This is a genomic window from Trinickia caryophylli (genome assembly GCF_034424545.1).
GTDB lineage: Bacteria > Pseudomonadota > Gammaproteobacteria > Burkholderiales > Burkholderiaceae > Trinickia > Trinickia caryophylli.
This window is the reverse complement of record NZ_CP139970.1, coordinates 303,915-319,777: the sequence shown is the minus strand read 5'-3', so window position 1 is coordinate 319,777 and position 15,863 is coordinate 303,915. Positions and strand designations below refer to the sequence as shown.

Here is a 15,863-nt window from a genome sequence, read left to right as displayed (position 1 = left end):
TGGCGCCCCTCGCCGCCGTCATCATACAGGGCCGCTGACCCGCACTATCCACCCGGCCATATGTGCGCCTGCTGGTGTTTTGGTTACACTGGCCCGGTTCCCGATGCCCGGTCCGACACGGCCGAGAGCCGGCTCGATGGGCCTCGGGGCTCCGCCGGCGCATCGGCTCCCTTGCCGTAGACCTTCGCGAGACCATGGCGTTCGATCCTTCCTACCCGCGTGACCTGATCGGCTATGGCCGCCATCCTGTTCAGGCCGATTGGCCGGGCCGCGCACGCGTGGCCGTGCAGTTCGTACTCAATTACGAGGAGGGCGGAGAAAACTGCGTGCTGCATGGCGACGCGGCCTCCGAGCAGTTTCTCTCCGAGATCGTCGGGGCCGCGGCGTATCCGGCGCGCCACATGAGCATGGAGTCGATCTACGAGTACGGCTCTCGCGCGGGTGTCTGGCGAATCTTGCGCGAGTTCGAAAAGCGCGGTTTGCCGTTGACGGTATTCGGCGTCGGGATGGCGCTCGAGCGGCACCCCGAGGTCGCGCGCGCCTTCGTCGAACTCGGCCACGAAATCGCATGCCACGGTTGGCGCTGGATCCATTACCAGGACATGCCGCCCGAGCGCGAAGCGGAGCATATGCGCCTCGGCATGGAGGCGATCGAACGCGTGACGGGCGTGCGGCCCGTCGGGTGGTACACGGGACGCGACAGCCCGCACACGCGGCGTCTCGTGGCCGAGTACGGCGGGTTTCTCTACGATTCCGATTACTACGGCGACGATCTGCCGTTCTGGACTCGAGTCGAGGTGACGGGCGGCGAGAAAAAACCGCAACTGATCGTGCCGTATACGCTCGACACCAACGACATGCGCTTCGCGACGCCGCAGGGCTTCAATACGGCGGAGCACTTCTACACGTACCTGCGCGACGCATTCGATGTGCTCTACGAGGAAGGCGACGAAGCGCCGAAGATGATGTCGATCGGCATGCACTGCCGGCTGCTGGGGCGTCCTGGCCGTTTCCGCGCGTTGCAGCGGTTTCTCGATCACGTCGAGAAGCACGAGCGCGTCTGGATTGCGCGGCGTGTCGACATCGCACGGCACTGGCGTGCGCGCCACCCGTTTCAGCCTGCGCCGGGCGTGGCTTCGGCATGACCGCCATGCGATACACGCTCGACCAGTTGAATGCGGCACCGCGCGAAGCATTCGTGGCCGCGCTCGCCGGTATTTACGAACGCTCGCCCTGGGTGGCGGAAGAGGCCGCCCACGCGCGGCCGTTTGCGAGCGTGAGCGCGCTCGTCGAGGCGATGGCCGGCATCGTCGCGCGCGCGGGGCAAGCGCGCCAGCTCGCGCTCATCAAGGCGCACCCGGAGCTCGCGGGCAAGGCGGCGGTGCGCGGCGAGCTGACGGCCGAGTCCACGCGCGAGCAGGCCGGCGCTGGCCTCACGCAATGCACGCAGGAAGAGTTGGACACACTGCGGCACCTGAATCGCGCCTACCGCGACAAATTCGGCTTTCCGTTCATTCTCGCGGTACGCGGGTATGAGCGAAGCGCGATCATCGCGAATTTCCAGGCACGGCTCGGCAACGGCCGCGACGAGGAACTGCGCGAGAGCCTCGCTCAAATCGATCGCATTGCGCGATTTCGCATTGCCGAGCTCATAGAGGGCTGATGGCCGCCAGATCTTCGCGCGAAACGCACGGGGCACAACAGCCCCGGGCTTCTCGATTCACGGTTGAGACGCTCACACGCTAACAAGGACGACACAATGGCTCTACAGATTTCCGACCCGAACGCGCCCGAATTCACGCGGCGCTATGCCAATCTGGCCGACCCGCGCCTTGGGGCCGAGGCAATCGCGGCAAGCGACGAGTTTTTCGCGCCGAAGGAGCGGATGCTGAACCCGGAGCCGGCCGTGTTCGTTCCCGGCAAGTACGACGATCACGGCAAGTGGATGGACGGCTGGGAAACGCGGCGCAAGCGCACGGCCGGCTACGACTGGTGCGTGATCAAACTCGCGCGCGCCGGCGTGGTGAAGGGCGTCGATCTCGATACGAGCCATTTCACGGGCAACTTTCCGCCGGCCGCATCGATCGAAGCCGCGAACGTGCCGGATGGCGGGGTGCCCGATGCATCGACGCGATGGACCGGGATCGTCGCATCGGTATCGCTGCAAGGAAACAGCCATCATTACCTCGATGTGCAAGATTGTGCGGTGTACACGCACCTTCGCCTGAACCTTTATCCCGACGGCGGCATCGCGCGCCTGCGGGTCTATGGCCAGCCGAGCATCGACTGGGCGGGCGTGGGGCCCGATGCGCTCGTCGATCTCGCTGCGCTGGAAAATGGGGCGTATATCGTAGCCGCCAACAATCAGCACTTCGGCGCTGCGTCGAATCTGCTCATGCCCGGCCGCGGCGTCAACATGGGCGATGGCTGGGAGACGCGCCGGCGCCGCGAACCGGGTAACGACTGGGCCATCGTCGCACTGGCGCGCCCCGGCACGATCAAGCGCATCGGAGTCGATACGGCGCATTTCAAGGGGAACTATCCCGATCGCTGCTCGCTGCAAGCCGCCTACGTCGCGGGCGGCACTGACAGCTCGCTCGTCACCCAGGCGATGTTCTGGTCCGTGCTGCTCGACGAACAGAAACTGCAGATGGATCATTTGCACGTGTTCGAAAGCGGGCTCGCGGCGCTCGGGCCCGTCACGCACGTGCGCTTCAACATCGTTCCCGACGGCGGCGTGTCGCGGCTGCGTCTGTGGGGCACCGTCGAGTAAGGAACCGTTTGCATGAAAGCACTGGTGATCGAACCGTTGACACGCGAGGGCTTCTCCCCGTTCGGCGACGTGATCGAACTCGAAGGGGCTCGCCGTATTCCCATCAACGGCGGAACGACGATGCGGTACCACGATCTGGCCCGGATCGACGTTACGGATGACGGCGGGCGGCCACTCATCAATCTCTTTCGCGGCGAGCCACGCGCATTGCCGTTCGAAGTGTCGATGCTCGAGCGCCACCCGCTCGGATCGCAAGCGTTCGTGCCGTTGGCGCCGCGGCCCTATCTGATCGTCGTGGCGCCGGCCGGGCCCCTGGCGCCGCAGGCGGTCCGCGCGTTCGTCGCGCGCGGATGGCAAGGCGTGAATTACGCAAAAGGAGTCTGGCACCATCCGCTGCTTGCGCTCGGCGAACCAAGCGACTTCATCGTCGTCGACCGTGGGGGCGAGGGCAACAACTGCGATGAGCAGACGTTGCCTGAGCCGCTCTGGCTTACCCAGGAAGCGCTCGAACGCACCGCGACTGCGCGATAACCCCACGCGCTGTCAGGGCATAAGCACTTTTTACCGGATCGAACGATGCGCCCGAAGCCCGCGTCCAGCGCGGGCTTCGGCGTTTACGTCTGCCTTTTGGCGTGCCCGCGTAGGAAAACGCTGACACGACGGCCGGTAGGTATTACGAGAGCTTCAGCGCAGGCTGATTTGAATCGGAATCGGTCTGACCGATACTTTCCTCACAGCAAACGGAGATGCGACAAGTTGCCGCGGACCCGAAGCGATAGCAGCCAACCTCAAGGAGACATCGAGATGAGCCGCATTGCCAAAGACATCATCGAACTCAAGCGCCTCAGCGAAGGCGGTGCCGGCGCCCTCACGCAGCATTTGCTGCGCGAACTGGCCGCCAGCCTGATCGCATTGGGGGTTGCCGACCAACGAGGCGGCTGCTGACGAAATTCGACGCCGTACCCGGCGGCTCGCGCAAAAGACGACGAAGCCGGGGCGGCGCGACAGGCGAACAATCAGGGATTCAACGAAATACGGGGTTGGTGAGCAGGACACTCAAGCGGAAGGGGATACCATGAACAGCTGCGATACTTCTGAATCGATTCGCGAGATCAACATGTCTTATCTCTCGCTCGTGCAGCGGATGCTGCGTGAAAACCGCGAGAGCGGCATCGAGGTGCTCGGCATTTCGGCACCCGTCGCCGATCTGCTTACGGGCCTCTCTCAGGCCCAGGCGCTCAAGCTCGCGTCGCGCGACCAGTTGATCTGTTTCTTCCGCTTCAACGACCACGCGGTGCTCGGCGGTCTCGGCGCGCCTGCCACGGCGGCTCCCGTGGTTCAGGATGCGCTGCTCGCCGCGGCTGCATGACAGTTTTGTCTCCTCCTTCCGTCTGACGACGGAATTGCTTCGGCCCGCCTCCAATGGCGGGTTTTTTTTATCTCGATGCGCCGCTTTCGAACCAGGTCGCCAGCTTCACGCGTTCCGCGTCGGTCATGTGCGTCACATTGCCGAGCGGCATCGCCTTCAATTGCACGGCTTGCTGGTAGATGCGTTGCGCGTTTTGCGCGATTTCATCGTGTGTATCGAACATGACGCCGGCGGGGGCGCTACCCATGAGCGTGGGGTGTGCGGAGTGGCAGGCCGCGCAACGCTGCTGCAAGACGGGCGCGATATCGGCGACGCTCAGCTTCGGCGCATCGGCTGCCGCCCCGGGCGGGACGCCGGCGGGCTTCGGTAGCGTCCAGGCGAACGCGGCAGCGAGCAGCGCGACGCCAGCTCCAGGCAGATACCAGAGCACCTGCCCGCGATGGCGCATCACGAAGAATTGACGGATCAGCGCTCCGGCCAGCATGAGGATCGCGAGCACAGCCCAGTTGTAGCGGTGCGTGTACGTCATCGCATAGTGATTCGACAGCATCGCGAACACGACCGGCAGCGTAAAATAGGTGTTGTGCACCGAGCGTTGCTTGCCCCGCTTGCCGTAGACCGGGTTCGGCGCCTCGCCCTTCAGCATGGCGTCCACGACCTTTCGCTGGCCGGGAATGATGACGAAAAACACGTTTGCCGACATGATCGTCGCAAGCATCGCACCGGCGATCAGATAGGCGGCGCGCCCGGAGAACAAGTGGCAGGCGAGCCATGCCGCCGCGAGTACATAGGCACCGACGCACAGGCCGAGCAGGCGATCGTTGCCGCCCAGCAGCCGGCATAACGTGTCGTAGACGAGCCAGCCCGCCGCGAGAAAGCCGAGGGCCGTCGCGATCGCGACGGCGGGCTCCATGTCGAGTACGTTCCTGTCGATCAAGTACGTGCCCGGCGAAAACAGATAGAGAACGGTGAAGAGCGCGAAACCGGACATCCAGGTCGTGTAGGACGGCCACTTCGACCAGTGCAGATGTTCGGGCATCTCGGGCGGCGCGACCATGTACTTCTGCATGTTGTAGAACCCGCCGCCGTGGACGTGCCACAACTCGCCGAACACGCCGCGTGCCGCGAGCGCCGCGTCTTTGGGCTTTCTCAGGCCGTTGTCGAGCGCGACGAAATAGAACGACTCGCCGATCCAGGCGATCGCGACGACCACGTGCAGCCAGCGAATCGCCAGGCTGAGCCAGTCGATGATGAATCCTTCCATGTATTGCCTCCTCTCGGCGCGGTGTCGGTGCGGTGAGCGCTCAACTGCCGCGGTAGGTGCTGTACGCCCAGGGCGAAACGAGAAGCGGTACGTGGTAGTGGGCCGTGGCATCGGCAATGCCGAAGCGCAGCACGACACGATCGACGAAACGGGGGCTCGCAAGCGCGACGCCGGCGGCGGCAAAGTAATCCCCTGCATGAAAGACGAGCTCGTACTCGCCGGGTACGAATTCGGCTCCCTCCAGAAGCGGTGCATCGCAGCGCCCGTCGCGGTTGGTGACGGCGGTCTTGAGCAGGCGCCGGGCGTCGGCTTGCAGTACGTAGAGCTCGACGGTGATGCCGGCACCGGGGCGTCCGTATGCCGTATCCAGTACGTGGGTCGTGAGTTTTCCCATTCGAGGTGGTTCCTCCGGTTGAACGCGTGCCCGCGGGCAGTTCAGTGCGATGCGAGCGTCGTTCCGGCATTCTAAGAAGCCGCAATGCTGCGCGCACGAGCGATAGGAAAGATAATGGCGGGCGCATGAAGCGGGGCCCGACGCGGGCTGGCCCCACCCGGGAAGACGAGGACTATATCGTAGCCGTGAAGGCGACTATCGCTGCCGGACGCATTGCCAGCCGGTTTTTGGCCCTCGATCGTTATGGCTGCACCTGATGGCTGCAAACGACACATGGAGAACGCATGACAGGCGAGCAGCAAGCCGGGGCGGCCAGCCGAAGGAAGACGCTGCTCGTGAAGCATGCGGACCTTGTGGTCACGATGGACGGAACGCGGCGCGAACTGCGCGATGCGGGACTCTTCGTCGAAGGTAACCGGATCGTGGCTGTCGGTGCCAGCAGCGAGTTGCCGGACACGGCCGACGAGGTGCTCGATCTGCATGGGCACCTCGTGATGCCGGGCCTCGTCAACACGCATCACCACATGTACCAGAGTCTTACGCGCGCCGTGCCGGCGGCGCAAAACGCCGAGCTCTTCGGCTGGCTGACCGCTCTTTATCGGATTTGGGCCCATCTGACGCCGGAAATGATCGAGGTGTCGACGCTCACGGCCATGGCCGAGCTGCTGCTTTCGGGCTGTACGACGTCGAGCGACCATCTTTATCTTTATCCGAACGGCAGCCGGCTCGACGATAGCATCGGCGCGGCGGTACGCATTGGCATGCGGTTTCACGCGAGCCGCGGCAGCATGAGTGTCGGCGAGAAGGACGGCGGCTTGCCGCCCGACGCGCTTGTCGAGCGCGAGGACGCGATCATCGAGGACACGCAGCGCCTCATCGAGACGTATCACGACGAGGGGCGCTACGCGATGCTGAGGGTGGCAGTCGCGCCGTGCTCGCCGTTCTCCGTGAGCCGGGACTTGATGCGCGAATCGGCGGCGCTCGCGCGTGCATATCGGGTGCGGCTGCATACCCACTTGGCGGAGAACGCGAACGACGTCGCGTACAGCCGCGAACGCTTCGGCATGACGCCGGCGCAATACGCGCAGGATGTCGGCTGGGTCGGCCCCGACGTCTGGCATGCGCACTGCGTGCAGCTCGATGCGGCCGGCATCGGACTGTTCGCTCGCACGCGCACAGGCGTTGCCCATTGCCCGTGCTCGAACATGCGGCTTGCGTCGGGTATCGCGCCGATTCGTGCGATGCGCGATGCGGGCGTGCCCGTCGGGTTGGGGGTGGATGGCTCGGCGTCGAACGACGGCGCGCAGATGGTGGCCGAGGCGCGTCAGGCGCTGCTGTTGCAGCGCGTGGCGTCGGGGCCCGCGGCGATGACGGCAAGAGATGCGCTCGAGCTGGCGACGCTCGGCGGCGCGGCGGTGCTCGGGCGCGACGACATTGGAGCGCTCGCGCCCGGCATGGCGGCCGATTTCATTGCCTTCGATCTGCGTCAGCCGCAGTTCGCGGGCGCGTTGCACGACCCGGTTGCTGCCCTCGTGTTGTGCGCGCCGTCCCAGGTGGCATTGAGCGTGATCGACGGCAAAGTCGTGGTCGAAAACGGGCGGCTGACGAGGCTCGAGGTCGCGCCGCTCGTCGAGCGACACAACCGGCTCGCGCGCGAGCTGGCCGAGGCCGCGCGCTGAGCGGTGCGCCTGCAGCGTGCGGCGGCAGGCGTGTCGGGAGCCGCATGCGCCGGATGCAGCGGCGGCACGAGGCCGATCCGCCGCCGGCTGGCTAGGCCGAATCGGAAGCGTGCTCGACGAGCGCGCGCGTGGCGTCGGCCACGAGCCCGCGCAACCAGCGCACTTCGTCCGAGTAGTGCGAGCGTTCGTGCCAGAGCTGGTAGTACTGCATCGGCGGAAAGTCGAGTGGCGCGGGCAGGACGGTGAGCGGAAGGAGTTCGGCGTAATGGTTGGCGAACAGGCGCGTGGTCGTGAAGATCAGATCGGACTTGACGAGTACGTAGGGGGCGAGGTTGAAGTAGGGCAATGTGACGACGACATGCCGCTTCAGCCGCTCGCGCGCGAGATGGACGTCGATGGCGCCGCGCTGGCCGACGGAGTAGGGCGTCGGCGCGAGGTGAGGTGCGTTGAGATATTGATCGAGCGTGAGGCTGCCGCGTTTGGCGAACGGATGCGTATTGCTCATCACGCAGACGATCTCGTCGACGAAGAGATTCGACAGATGCAATTGCTCGGGCGGCTCCGGCCAGTTGCCGATGACGATATCGAGCTTGCCGTCCTCGAGCGCGAGCTCGTAGTCGAAAGCGGGCCCGAGCGAATGGAACTCGAGCTGCGCATTCGGCGCGGCCTGCCGGAAGCGCTCGACAACCGTGGGCACGAACAGGACGTTCAGATAATCGGGGCAGCCGATCCGGTAGCAGCGGATCGACGTCGCGGGGTTGAAGTTGTGCTGCTGGAAGCGGATCCGCTCGATCTCTCGCAAGGCGTTTTGCACGGGCTCGAGCAGCCGCAGCCCGTATTCGGTCGGCACCATGCCTGCTTTGCCGCGCACGAGCAGGGGGTCACCCGTGATGTCCCGCAGGCGCCGCAAGGCCGCGCTGATGGCGGGCTGCGACTGGTTGAGCTTGACGGCCGCGCGCGTCACGCTGCGCTCCATCAGCAACGTGTGCAACACGCGCAGCAGGTAGGTATCGATTGCTTCGCGTTGCTGGCTCATGGTCTCTCCGAATATATGGAACCGCTGATCGAGCACGGGTGGGGATATCAGGCTTTTAATATGTGCATAAATCGACGTCAAGAAGGGGCGAGCCGGTGACGCGCGAACGGAACAGTGTTTCGGCGGCCGATTTTGTTGGCTCGACGGTGCGTCGTGATTTGGGTATCGTCGGGCCACGGCGGGGCGGCATGCGCCCGTTTCGAGCAAGAGCAGACAACTGATTGTTATGAGCGACATTCCATTGAAGGGCGGTCCCGAGACTCGCGCGGCGCGCGTGCCGCGTCTTGCGCTGGCCGGCATCACGAAACGGTATCCGAGCGTGCTCGCCAACGACGCGGTGGATCTGACCGTCGCGCCCGGAGAGATTCATGCGGTGCTGGGTGAAAACGGCGCCGGAAAAAGCACGCTGATGAAGATCATCTACGGCGCGGTGCGGCCGGATGCGGGGGAGATCAGCTGGGAAGGGCACGCCGTCGAGATCACCAGCCCGGCCGCCGCGCGCAAGCTCGGCATCGGCATGGTGTTTCAGCACTTTTCGTTATTCGAGACGCTGACGGTGGCCGAGAATATCGCCCTCGCGCTCGACGAACCGTTCGATCTCGGGGCGCTGGCGCGCCGCATCGGCGAAGTATCGGCCGAATACGGGCTCGAGATCGATCCCCTGCGGCACGTGCACAGCCTGACCGTGGGCGAGAGGCAGCGCGTCGAGATCGTTCGGTGCCTGCTGCAGCACCCGCGCCTCTTGATCATGGACGAACCCACTTCCGTGCTCACGCCGCAAGCCGTGCGCAAGCTCTTCGAGACACTGCGGCGGCTCGCCGCGCAAGGATGCAGCATTCTCTACATCAGTCACAAGCTCGATGAGATTCAGGCGCTTTGCGATACGGCCACCGTCATGCGCGCGGGCCGCGTCACGGGCAGCGTGACACCGCGCAACGAGACGCACGCGTCGCTCGCGCAACTGATGGTCGGGCACTCGCTGCCGGACTACACGCGCCGGCCGCATACACCCGGCGAGGTCCTGCTTTCGGTCCAGCACCTGACGGTGGCGAGCGACGATCCGTTCGGCACCTCGCTCGCCGATGTTTCCTTCGACGTGCACGCGGGCGAAATCTTCGGTATTGCGGGTGTCTCGGGCAATGGGCAGGCCGAACTGCTGGCGGCGCTCTCGGGCGAGCGGCGCGGCAACGCGGCGCGCGAGTCGGTCTCGATCTGCGGCGAGCCGGCGGCGCACCTTGCGCCCGACGCGCGGCGCCGGCTCGGCTTCGCGTTCGTGCCGGAGGAGCGTCTTGGCCGCGGCGCGGTGCCCGCGATGACGCTGGCCGAAAATGGCCTGCTGACCGCGCACCGTCAGGCGCGCATGGTGCGCCATGGCTGGATTGGCGCACGCGCGATGCATGCATTTGCCGCGCGTTGCATCGAACGTTTCGACGTGCGCTGCGGCGGCACCGAGGCGCTCGCGCAATCGCTGTCGGGCGGCAACCTGCAGAAGTTCATCGTCGGGCGCGAGATCCTTCAAGCGCCGAAGGTGCTCGTCGTCGCGCAGCCCACCTGGGGCGTGGACGTAGGCGCATCGGCCTTCATCCGCCAGCAACTGCTCGATCTGTCGGCCAGCGGTGTGGCAGTGCTCGTCGTGTCCGAGGAGCTCGACGAACTCTTCGATATCTGCGACCGCATTGCGGTACTGGCCGGCGGCCGCCTTTCGCCGGCACGGAAAACGGGCGAAACGAACGCCGAGGAGATCGGCCGCTGGATGGCGGGCCTCTTCGGCGAGCGCGGTGCCGTTGCGGCCGCCGAGGACCCGCTGCACGCATGAGCGAGCCTGCCGCACAACGAGCTCGATGCCGCGCGCGCGAGTACGCATACGACCACAAAACGATTGCCGCCAACGTTTGAATCAGACCATGCAATTCCCCTATCGACTCGAGGCGCGATCGACGCCTTCCCGCATGATGCGCTTCTCTGTTCCGCTGATCGCGGCGGTGCTTACGCTCGTCATCGGCTTCGCCATCTTCGGGCTCGTCGGCCGGGATCCGGCCGAGGCGATGTGGGCGTTCTTCATCGAGCCGCTGTCCACGGTGAACGGCTGGTCGGAGCTGCTGCTCAAGGCGTCGCCGCTCTGCCTGATCGGGCTCGGGCTGGCTGTCGGCTATCGCGCCAACGTCTGGAACATCGGCGCGGAAGGGCAGATGCTTGCGGGTGGGATTGCCGCGAGCGGTATCGCGATCGCGTTCGATCAATCGAGCGGCGGGTGGATCCTGCCGCTCATGATGGCGGCCGGGGTCGCAGGCGGGATGGCTTGGGCGGCCATTCCGGCATTCCTGCGAAGCCGTTTCAATACGAGCGAGATCCTTACAAGTCTGATGCTCACCTATGTGGCCACGCAACTGCTGATCTATCTCGTGAGCGGTCCGTGGCGCGACCCGCAAGGCATGAACTTTCCGATTTCCGAGATGTTCTCGGGCGATGCGCTCTATCCGACTTTCGGCGGCGACTGGCGCTGGAAGCTGTTGCGCGGCACGCGTCTGAATGCGTCTCTTTTCGTTACGCTCGCGTCGATTCCCGTGATGTGGCTCTTCATGCGCAAGAGCTTTGCCGGATTCCGTATGAACGTGGGCGGGCTTGCACCGCTTGCCGCGCGCTACGCCGGTTTTTCCGACAAACGGACCATCTGGACGTCGCTGCTCTTGAGCGGTGCGCTCGCCGGGCTCGCCGGCATGGGCGAGATCGCCGGCCCGATCGGACAGTTGCAGGCCACGTGGTCGCCGGGCTATGGCTTCACCGCGATCATCGTCGTGTTCGTCGGCCGGCTTCATCCGATCGGCATCGTGCTCGCGAGCCTGCTGATGGCGTTGCTCTATCTCGGCGGGGAGGCGGTACAGACGTCGCTGCAGCTGCCTCAGGCGTTGAGCGGCGTGTTCCAGGGGCTGCTGCTCTTTTGCCTGCTCGGTGCCGATCTGTTCGTCAACTACCGCGTGCGGCGTGTCGCGGCTGCCGTGCACCGTTGAACGCGGCGAGGCACCGAACGCGCGGCGCTTCGCGCCCCCACGATGAATAACTCGTAAAGACCGACCGATGAACGTTGAACAAGCCAGCACACTCGCCTCGAGCGCCGTCGTCGCCGCCATCCCGCTGATGTACGCGGGGCTCGGCGAACTCGTGACGGAGAAATCCGGCGTACTCAATCTCGGCGTGGAAGGCATGATGCTGATGGGCGCGGTGACCGGCTACGCGGTGACGTCGGCCACGGGCAACCCGTGGCTCGGCGCGGCCGCCGCGGTGGGCGCGGGCGTCGCAATGGCGTTGCTCTTCGGCTTTCTCACGTTGACGATGCTCGCCAACCAGGTGGCCACGGGCCTTTCGCTCACGATCTTCGGTATCGGCCTGTCCGCCTATGTCGGCAAGCCGTACACATCGGCCGCGGTTCCGGCGACGATCGGCGCGTGGCCGATACCGGGCGTGGCGCACCTGCCGGTGCTCGGGCCGGCGTTCTTCTCGCTCACGCCGCTCGGCTATCTGGCCTTCGTCATGTTCGCCCTCGTGGCATGGTTTCTTTATCGCACGCGTGCCGGGCTCGTGCTGCGCTCGGTGGGCGAGTCGCCGGACGTCGCGCACGCGGTCGGCTTTTCGGTCGTGGGCGTGCGTTACGGCGCGACGCTTTTCGGCGGCGGCATGGCCGGTCTGGCGGGCGGATACTACTCGATCGTCTATCTGCAACTCTGGCAGGAGCAACTGACCTCGGGCCGCGGATGGATCGCACTCGCGCTCGTCGTTTTCGCGACGTGGCGGCCATGGCGGCTGCTGGTCGGCGCGCTGCTCTTCGGCGCCGTCATGAGCCTGCAGTTCTATGCGCAAGCTGCCGGAGTCGCCGTACCCACGCAGTTTCTCGCGATGTTGCCGTACGTCGCGACGATCGTCGTGCTGGCCGTGATTTCCCGCAACCCGAATACGATCAAGCTCAATGCGCCCGCGTCGTTGGGCAAGCCGTTCTTTGCGGCGAGCTGACGCGTGCGCCGCCCGTCGAATCGAAAAGACCTACCGATCAACCCACACCACTGGAGAAGTTCGATGAAAAGAAAAACGTTGACCTCGCTCGCCGGAGCCGCGGCCATGGCCCTTGCTTGCGGGTTCGGCCCGGCCGCGCGCGCGGCCGACGCACCCGGCGTGGCGTTCGTCTATATCGGCAACCCGGGGGATGCCGGCTGGACTTATGCGCACGACCAGGGTTCGAAGGAGGCCGAGACCAGGTACGGTGGCAAGATCAAGGTGACGCGCGTCGAGAACGTGCCCGAATCGGCCGATTCCGAGCGCGTGTTCCGCGATCTCGCGAACAAGGGCAACAAGGTGATCGTCGGCACGAGCTTCGGCTACCAGGATTTCGAGCTCAAGGTGGCGAAGGACTTTCCCGATACGGTGTTCCTGCACGCGACGGGCTTCAAGAAGGCGCCGAATTTCGGTACCTACGACGTTCGCATGTATCAGGGCGCCTACCTGGCCGGCATCGTCGCCGGCTCGGTGACGAAGACGAACACGCTCGGCTTCGTGGCCTCGGTGCCCATCCCCGAGGTGGTGCGCAACATCAATGCGTATACGCTTGGCGCGCGCTCGGTCAATCCGAAGATCCATACGAAGGTCGTCTGGATCAACAGCTGGTTCGACCCGGGCAAGGAAAAGCAGGCTGCCGAAACGCTGATCGGCCAGGGCGCCGATGTGCTGCTGCAAAACACGGATTCGAGCGCGACGCTCGCGACGGCCGCCGCGAAGAAGGTGCACGCGTTCGGCTGGGACTCCGACATGAAGAAGTTCGGGCCTGACGCGCACCTCGGCTCGGTCGTCGGCCATTGGGGCGTCTACTATTCGGCCGTGATACAGCAGGTGCTCGACGGCAAGTGGAAGAACGACCCGATCTGGTGGGGCATTCCGCAAAAGGCCGTCAACCTCGAAGATTTGAATACGTCCGCGATCTCGGCCGATAGCCAGAAAAAGGTGGAGACGATGCGTGCGCAGATCGCGAGCGGCAAATGGGACGTATTCACGGGCCCGATCAAGGACCAGGGCGGTGCCGTCAAGGTGCCGGCGGGCAAGGCGCTGTCGGACGCCGAGTTGCAGCGGCTCAACTGGTACGTCGAGGGTGTGGACGGCTCGCTGCCGAAGTAACGGCTGGGCTTGACGAAGCCGAAATCCGCCGGCTCGCAGCCGTTGCCGACATGGTCGGCCCCGATGCGAGCGGCAGTGCGCCGGAAGGCCGCGCATTCGCCGCGGCCTTTTTTGTTCGGGTGGGCGCGGACCACGCGCGACGCCGCATCGCGCTAGTCTTCGATGCGCATGCCGACCTTGAGCGAAACCTGCCAATGTACGATATTGCCGTTCTCGATGTGCCCGCGCACGTCGGTGACCTGGAACCAATGCAGATTGCGCAGGGTCTTCGAGGCACGCTGGATCGCGGTGCGGATCGCCTCGTCGCTCGAGGTCGTAGACGAGCCGGTCAGCTCGATCTGCTTGTAGACGTGATCGTTCATGATGGCGCTCCGTTGTTGGGCCGGGAAAAAAAGTATAGGCGGCGTGCGATCCTCGTTTCCCGCTTTGAATGAGCCGCGCGCCGCCATCGAAGCGCCGCGCAGGGATCGTTCCCGCCTTGGGCGCAAGGAGCAAGGACAAGAGATGGATATCGGATTTTGCGGGCCAGGCCTCATGGGTGCACCGATGGTGCGGCATCTGCTGCGCGCCGGGCACACGGTCTGGGTCTGGAATCGCACGCGCGCGAAGGTGGATGCGCTCGTGAAGGACGGGGCGCGCGCCGTCGAGGAGAGAGCAGGGCTTGCTGCGCGCGTCGAAGCCTTGTTTCTTTGCGTTACCGATGCGCGAGCGGTCGAAGAAGTCCTCTTCGGCACGGGCGGCGTGCTCGGCGAGGCTGGCGGTGCCGCCGCGGCGGCGCGCAGGCTGCACACGATCGTCGATCATTCGACGATCGCGCCGTCGGCCACCCGGGTACTCGCGCAGCGGGCCGAGCGCGCGGGCGTGGCATGGATCGATGCGCCCGTCTCGGGCGGTGTGCCGGGCGCCGAGGCCGGCACGCTTGCTGTGATGGCGGGCGGCGGCGAGCAAGACCTGGCGCAGCTCGCGCCCGTGATGGCCGCCTATGCGGCCCGCGTGACACGCATGGGCGAAGTGGGCGCCGGGCAGACGACGAAGCTGTGCAATCAGGCGATCGTCTGTGCGACGGTTGCGGCGATCGCCGAAGCCGTGGGGCTCGCCGAGCGTGCCGGCATCGATGCGGCGAGGTTGCCCGAGGCGCTTGCGGGCGGCTGGGCCGATTCGGTGCTGCTGCGTACGTTCGTGCCGCGCATGACAGAGGCCGGTCATCCGGCCATCGGCTCACTGAAAACCTTTCAGAAGGATATCGACGCGGTGGCCGACGCGGCACGCGAATCGGGTGCGGTCATGCCGGTGGCGAGCACCGTGCAGCAGGTGCTTAGACTCGGCGCCGCCATGGGACTCGGCAATGCGGATCTGGCCGCGTTCATCGACGTCGTGCACCCGCGCGGCAACTGAGCGGCAACTGAGCGGCCATGGAACACGAACCCGCGCGCGCGTCGGGCGGAACCAAAACCGGCCACCCACGCCAGGGCGCTCAGCGCAGCGAGCGCGGGGTGGCGTCGCCGGTGCTCTGGGGGCGCGTGCCGGGCGCGGCGCCGCCGGCACCGAACTCCGGCAGGATGCGCGAACGCGCGCGGCTTGCAAAGACGAGAAAGCCGAAGCCGTTCGCCTCATACCAGTAGCCGCCGTTTTCGAGCCCGTCCAGCGGCTGCTCGAGTGCGTTGGCGATCGACTCGATGCAGCGCCGCCGCAGTTCGTCGACAGCCGGGTAGGGCGGCTGTGCGCCGCGCACGCTGCAAAGCAGGACGTCGAGCCCTGGCAGCACGTGCGCATAGAGCACCGGCTCATCCTGCGCGCGCGCTCGGGCGATCTTGGTGTCGAGTTGGCCAAAAGGCTTGAATTGGCGCAAGACGGCAAGAAACGACTCCTCGCACTGCGCGCTCGCGCGCCTGCGCTTTTTCGGGAAGGACATAAACATTCGCCTGAAAAAGAATTGCAAGAAACACAGCGTCCTCATGCGACCACTCCCGGCTCTCGCGCGCCGCACGTCGATCTTTTATAGCATACCGATACGGCGTGTTCACGATAAGCACGCCGAACCCCATCGCGTCCCATCCGCTTTCACCGACGGTCAGCCTCCGGCTCGCGTCGAAGGATTCGTCCACCGTCTATGCCAATAATAGGCCCGAGAACCGTCGGCGTGCTGATCGAGCGCAGAAAAATGCCCGAATCGTGGGGCTACCGCACGCTC

17 protein-coding genes are annotated in these 15,863 nt (G+C 65.4%); 12 read left to right on the top strand and 5 right to left on the bottom strand.

Annotated elements, in window-relative coordinates:
- The first annotated feature begins 194 nt into the window (after positions 1-194).
- The 6 genes from puuE to U0034_RS01365 all read left to right on the top strand — a co-directional run bounded on the left by puuE (position 195) and on the right by U0034_RS01365 (position 4,142).
- Entirely contained in the window at positions 195-1,145 is a 951-nt protein-coding gene (gene puuE, locus U0034_RS01390; protein WP_085226236.1) for an allantoinase PuuE, read from the top strand.
- Entirely contained in the window at positions 1,142-1,663 is a 522-nt protein-coding gene (gene uraD, locus U0034_RS01385; protein ID WP_085226238.1) for a 2-oxo-4-hydroxy-4-carboxy-5-ureidoimidazoline decarboxylase, read from the top strand. Before puuE ends, uraD begins: the two co-directional genes overlap by 4 nt.
- A gap of 96 nt (positions 1,664-1,759) precedes the next feature.
- Positions 1,760-2,773 carry an allantoicase gene (alc, locus tag U0034_RS01380; protein ID WP_085226240.1) on the top strand — a complete coding sequence of 338 codons (1,014 nt, stop codon included), beginning with the start codon at positions 1,760-1,762 and terminating at the stop codon, positions 2,771-2,773.
- A gap of 12 nt (positions 2,774-2,785) precedes the next feature.
- The gene (locus U0034_RS01375; RefSeq protein ID WP_085226242.1) at positions 2,786-3,304 is read left to right on the top strand and encodes an ureidoglycolate lyase; all 519 of its coding nucleotides are present in this window, start codon (positions 2,786-2,788) and stop codon (positions 3,302-3,304) included.
- A gap of 273 nt (positions 3,305-3,577) precedes the next feature.
- On the top strand, positions 3,578-3,718 hold the full coding sequence (locus U0034_RS01370; protein ID WP_170151716.1) for a hypothetical protein: 141 nt from the start codon (positions 3,578-3,580) through the stop codon (positions 3,716-3,718).
- 130 nt (positions 3,719-3,848) lie between these two features.
- The gene (locus tag U0034_RS01365; RefSeq protein ID WP_085226244.1) at positions 3,849-4,142 is read left to right on the top strand and encodes a flagellar transcriptional regulator FlhD; all 294 of its coding nucleotides are present in this window, start codon (positions 3,849-3,851) and stop codon (positions 4,140-4,142) included.
- A gap of 67 nt (positions 4,143-4,209) precedes the next feature.
- Here the strand turns inward: U0034_RS01365 and U0034_RS01360 are convergent, their stop codons facing one another.
- Both U0034_RS01360 and uraH read right to left on the bottom strand, forming a co-directional pair.
- A complete protein-coding gene (locus U0034_RS01360; protein WP_085226254.1) occupies positions 4,210-5,406 on the bottom strand; it encodes a urate hydroxylase PuuD in 1,197 nt (398 codons plus the stop codon).
- A gap of 40 nt (positions 5,407-5,446) precedes the next feature.
- Positions 5,447-5,800, bottom strand: a complete 354-nt coding sequence (gene uraH / locus U0034_RS01355) for a hydroxyisourate hydrolase (RefSeq protein ID WP_085226256.1) — start codon at positions 5,798-5,800, stop codon at positions 5,447-5,449.
- A gap of 284 nt (positions 5,801-6,084) precedes the next feature.
- On the opposite strand from uraH, the gene U0034_RS01350 reads away from it, so the two are divergent.
- Positions 6,085-7,479 carry an 8-oxoguanine deaminase gene (locus U0034_RS01350; RefSeq protein ID WP_085226258.1) on the top strand — a complete coding sequence of 465 codons (1,395 nt, stop codon included), beginning with the start codon at positions 6,085-6,087 and terminating at the stop codon, positions 7,477-7,479.
- Positions 7,480-7,570: 91 nt separating this feature from the next.
- On the opposite strand, the gene U0034_RS01345 is transcribed toward U0034_RS01350, so the two are convergent.
- Positions 7,571-8,515: a LysR substrate-binding domain-containing protein gene (locus tag U0034_RS01345; RefSeq protein WP_085226259.1), complete on the bottom strand. Its 945-nt coding sequence runs from the start codon at positions 8,513-8,515 to the stop codon at positions 7,571-7,573.
- Between the two features lie 226 nt (positions 8,516-8,741).
- Here U0034_RS01345 and U0034_RS01340 point away from each other — a divergent pair, with 226 nt between their 5' ends.
- From U0034_RS01340 to U0034_RS01325, 4 genes are all read left to right on the top strand, one after another.
- Positions 8,742-10,331, top strand: a complete 1,590-nt coding sequence (locus U0034_RS01340) for an ABC transporter ATP-binding protein (protein ID WP_085226261.1) — start codon at positions 8,742-8,744, stop codon at positions 10,329-10,331.
- Between the two features lie 88 nt (positions 10,332-10,419).
- Positions 10,420-11,523, top strand: coding sequence for an ABC transporter permease (locus U0034_RS01335; protein ID WP_085226263.1), 1,104 nt, complete (start codon positions 10,420-10,422; stop codon positions 11,521-11,523).
- A 67-nt stretch (positions 11,524-11,590) separates the two neighbouring features.
- Positions 11,591-12,520 carry an ABC transporter permease gene (locus U0034_RS01330; protein WP_085226265.1) on the top strand — a complete coding sequence of 310 codons (930 nt, stop codon included), beginning with the start codon at positions 11,591-11,593 and terminating at the stop codon, positions 12,518-12,520.
- Between the two features lie 63 nt (positions 12,521-12,583).
- On the top strand, positions 12,584-13,672 hold the full coding sequence (locus U0034_RS01325) for a BMP family ABC transporter substrate-binding protein (RefSeq protein WP_085226266.1): 1,089 nt from the start codon (positions 12,584-12,586) through the stop codon (positions 13,670-13,672).
- 152 nt (positions 13,673-13,824) lie between these two features.
- Here U0034_RS01325 and U0034_RS01320 read toward each other — a convergent pair whose 3' ends face one another.
- A complete protein-coding gene (locus U0034_RS01320) occupies positions 13,825-14,034 on the bottom strand; it encodes a dodecin (protein WP_085226493.1) in 210 nt (69 codons plus the stop codon).
- A 142-nt stretch (positions 14,035-14,176) separates the two neighbouring features.
- Here U0034_RS01320 and U0034_RS01315 point away from each other — a divergent pair, with 142 nt between their 5' ends.
- Positions 14,177-15,067 (top strand): NAD(P)-dependent oxidoreductase, encoded by an 891-nt coding sequence (locus tag U0034_RS01315; protein ID WP_085226267.1) that lies wholly within the window; start codon positions 14,177-14,179, stop codon positions 15,065-15,067.
- A 79-nt stretch (positions 15,068-15,146) separates the two neighbouring features.
- On the opposite strand, the gene U0034_RS01310 is transcribed toward U0034_RS01315, so the two are convergent.
- The gene (locus U0034_RS01310) at positions 15,147-15,629 is read right to left on the bottom strand and encodes a hypothetical protein (RefSeq protein ID WP_085226268.1); all 483 of its coding nucleotides are present in this window, start codon (positions 15,627-15,629) and stop codon (positions 15,147-15,149) included.
- Between the last annotated feature and the right edge of the window lie 234 nt (positions 15,630-15,863).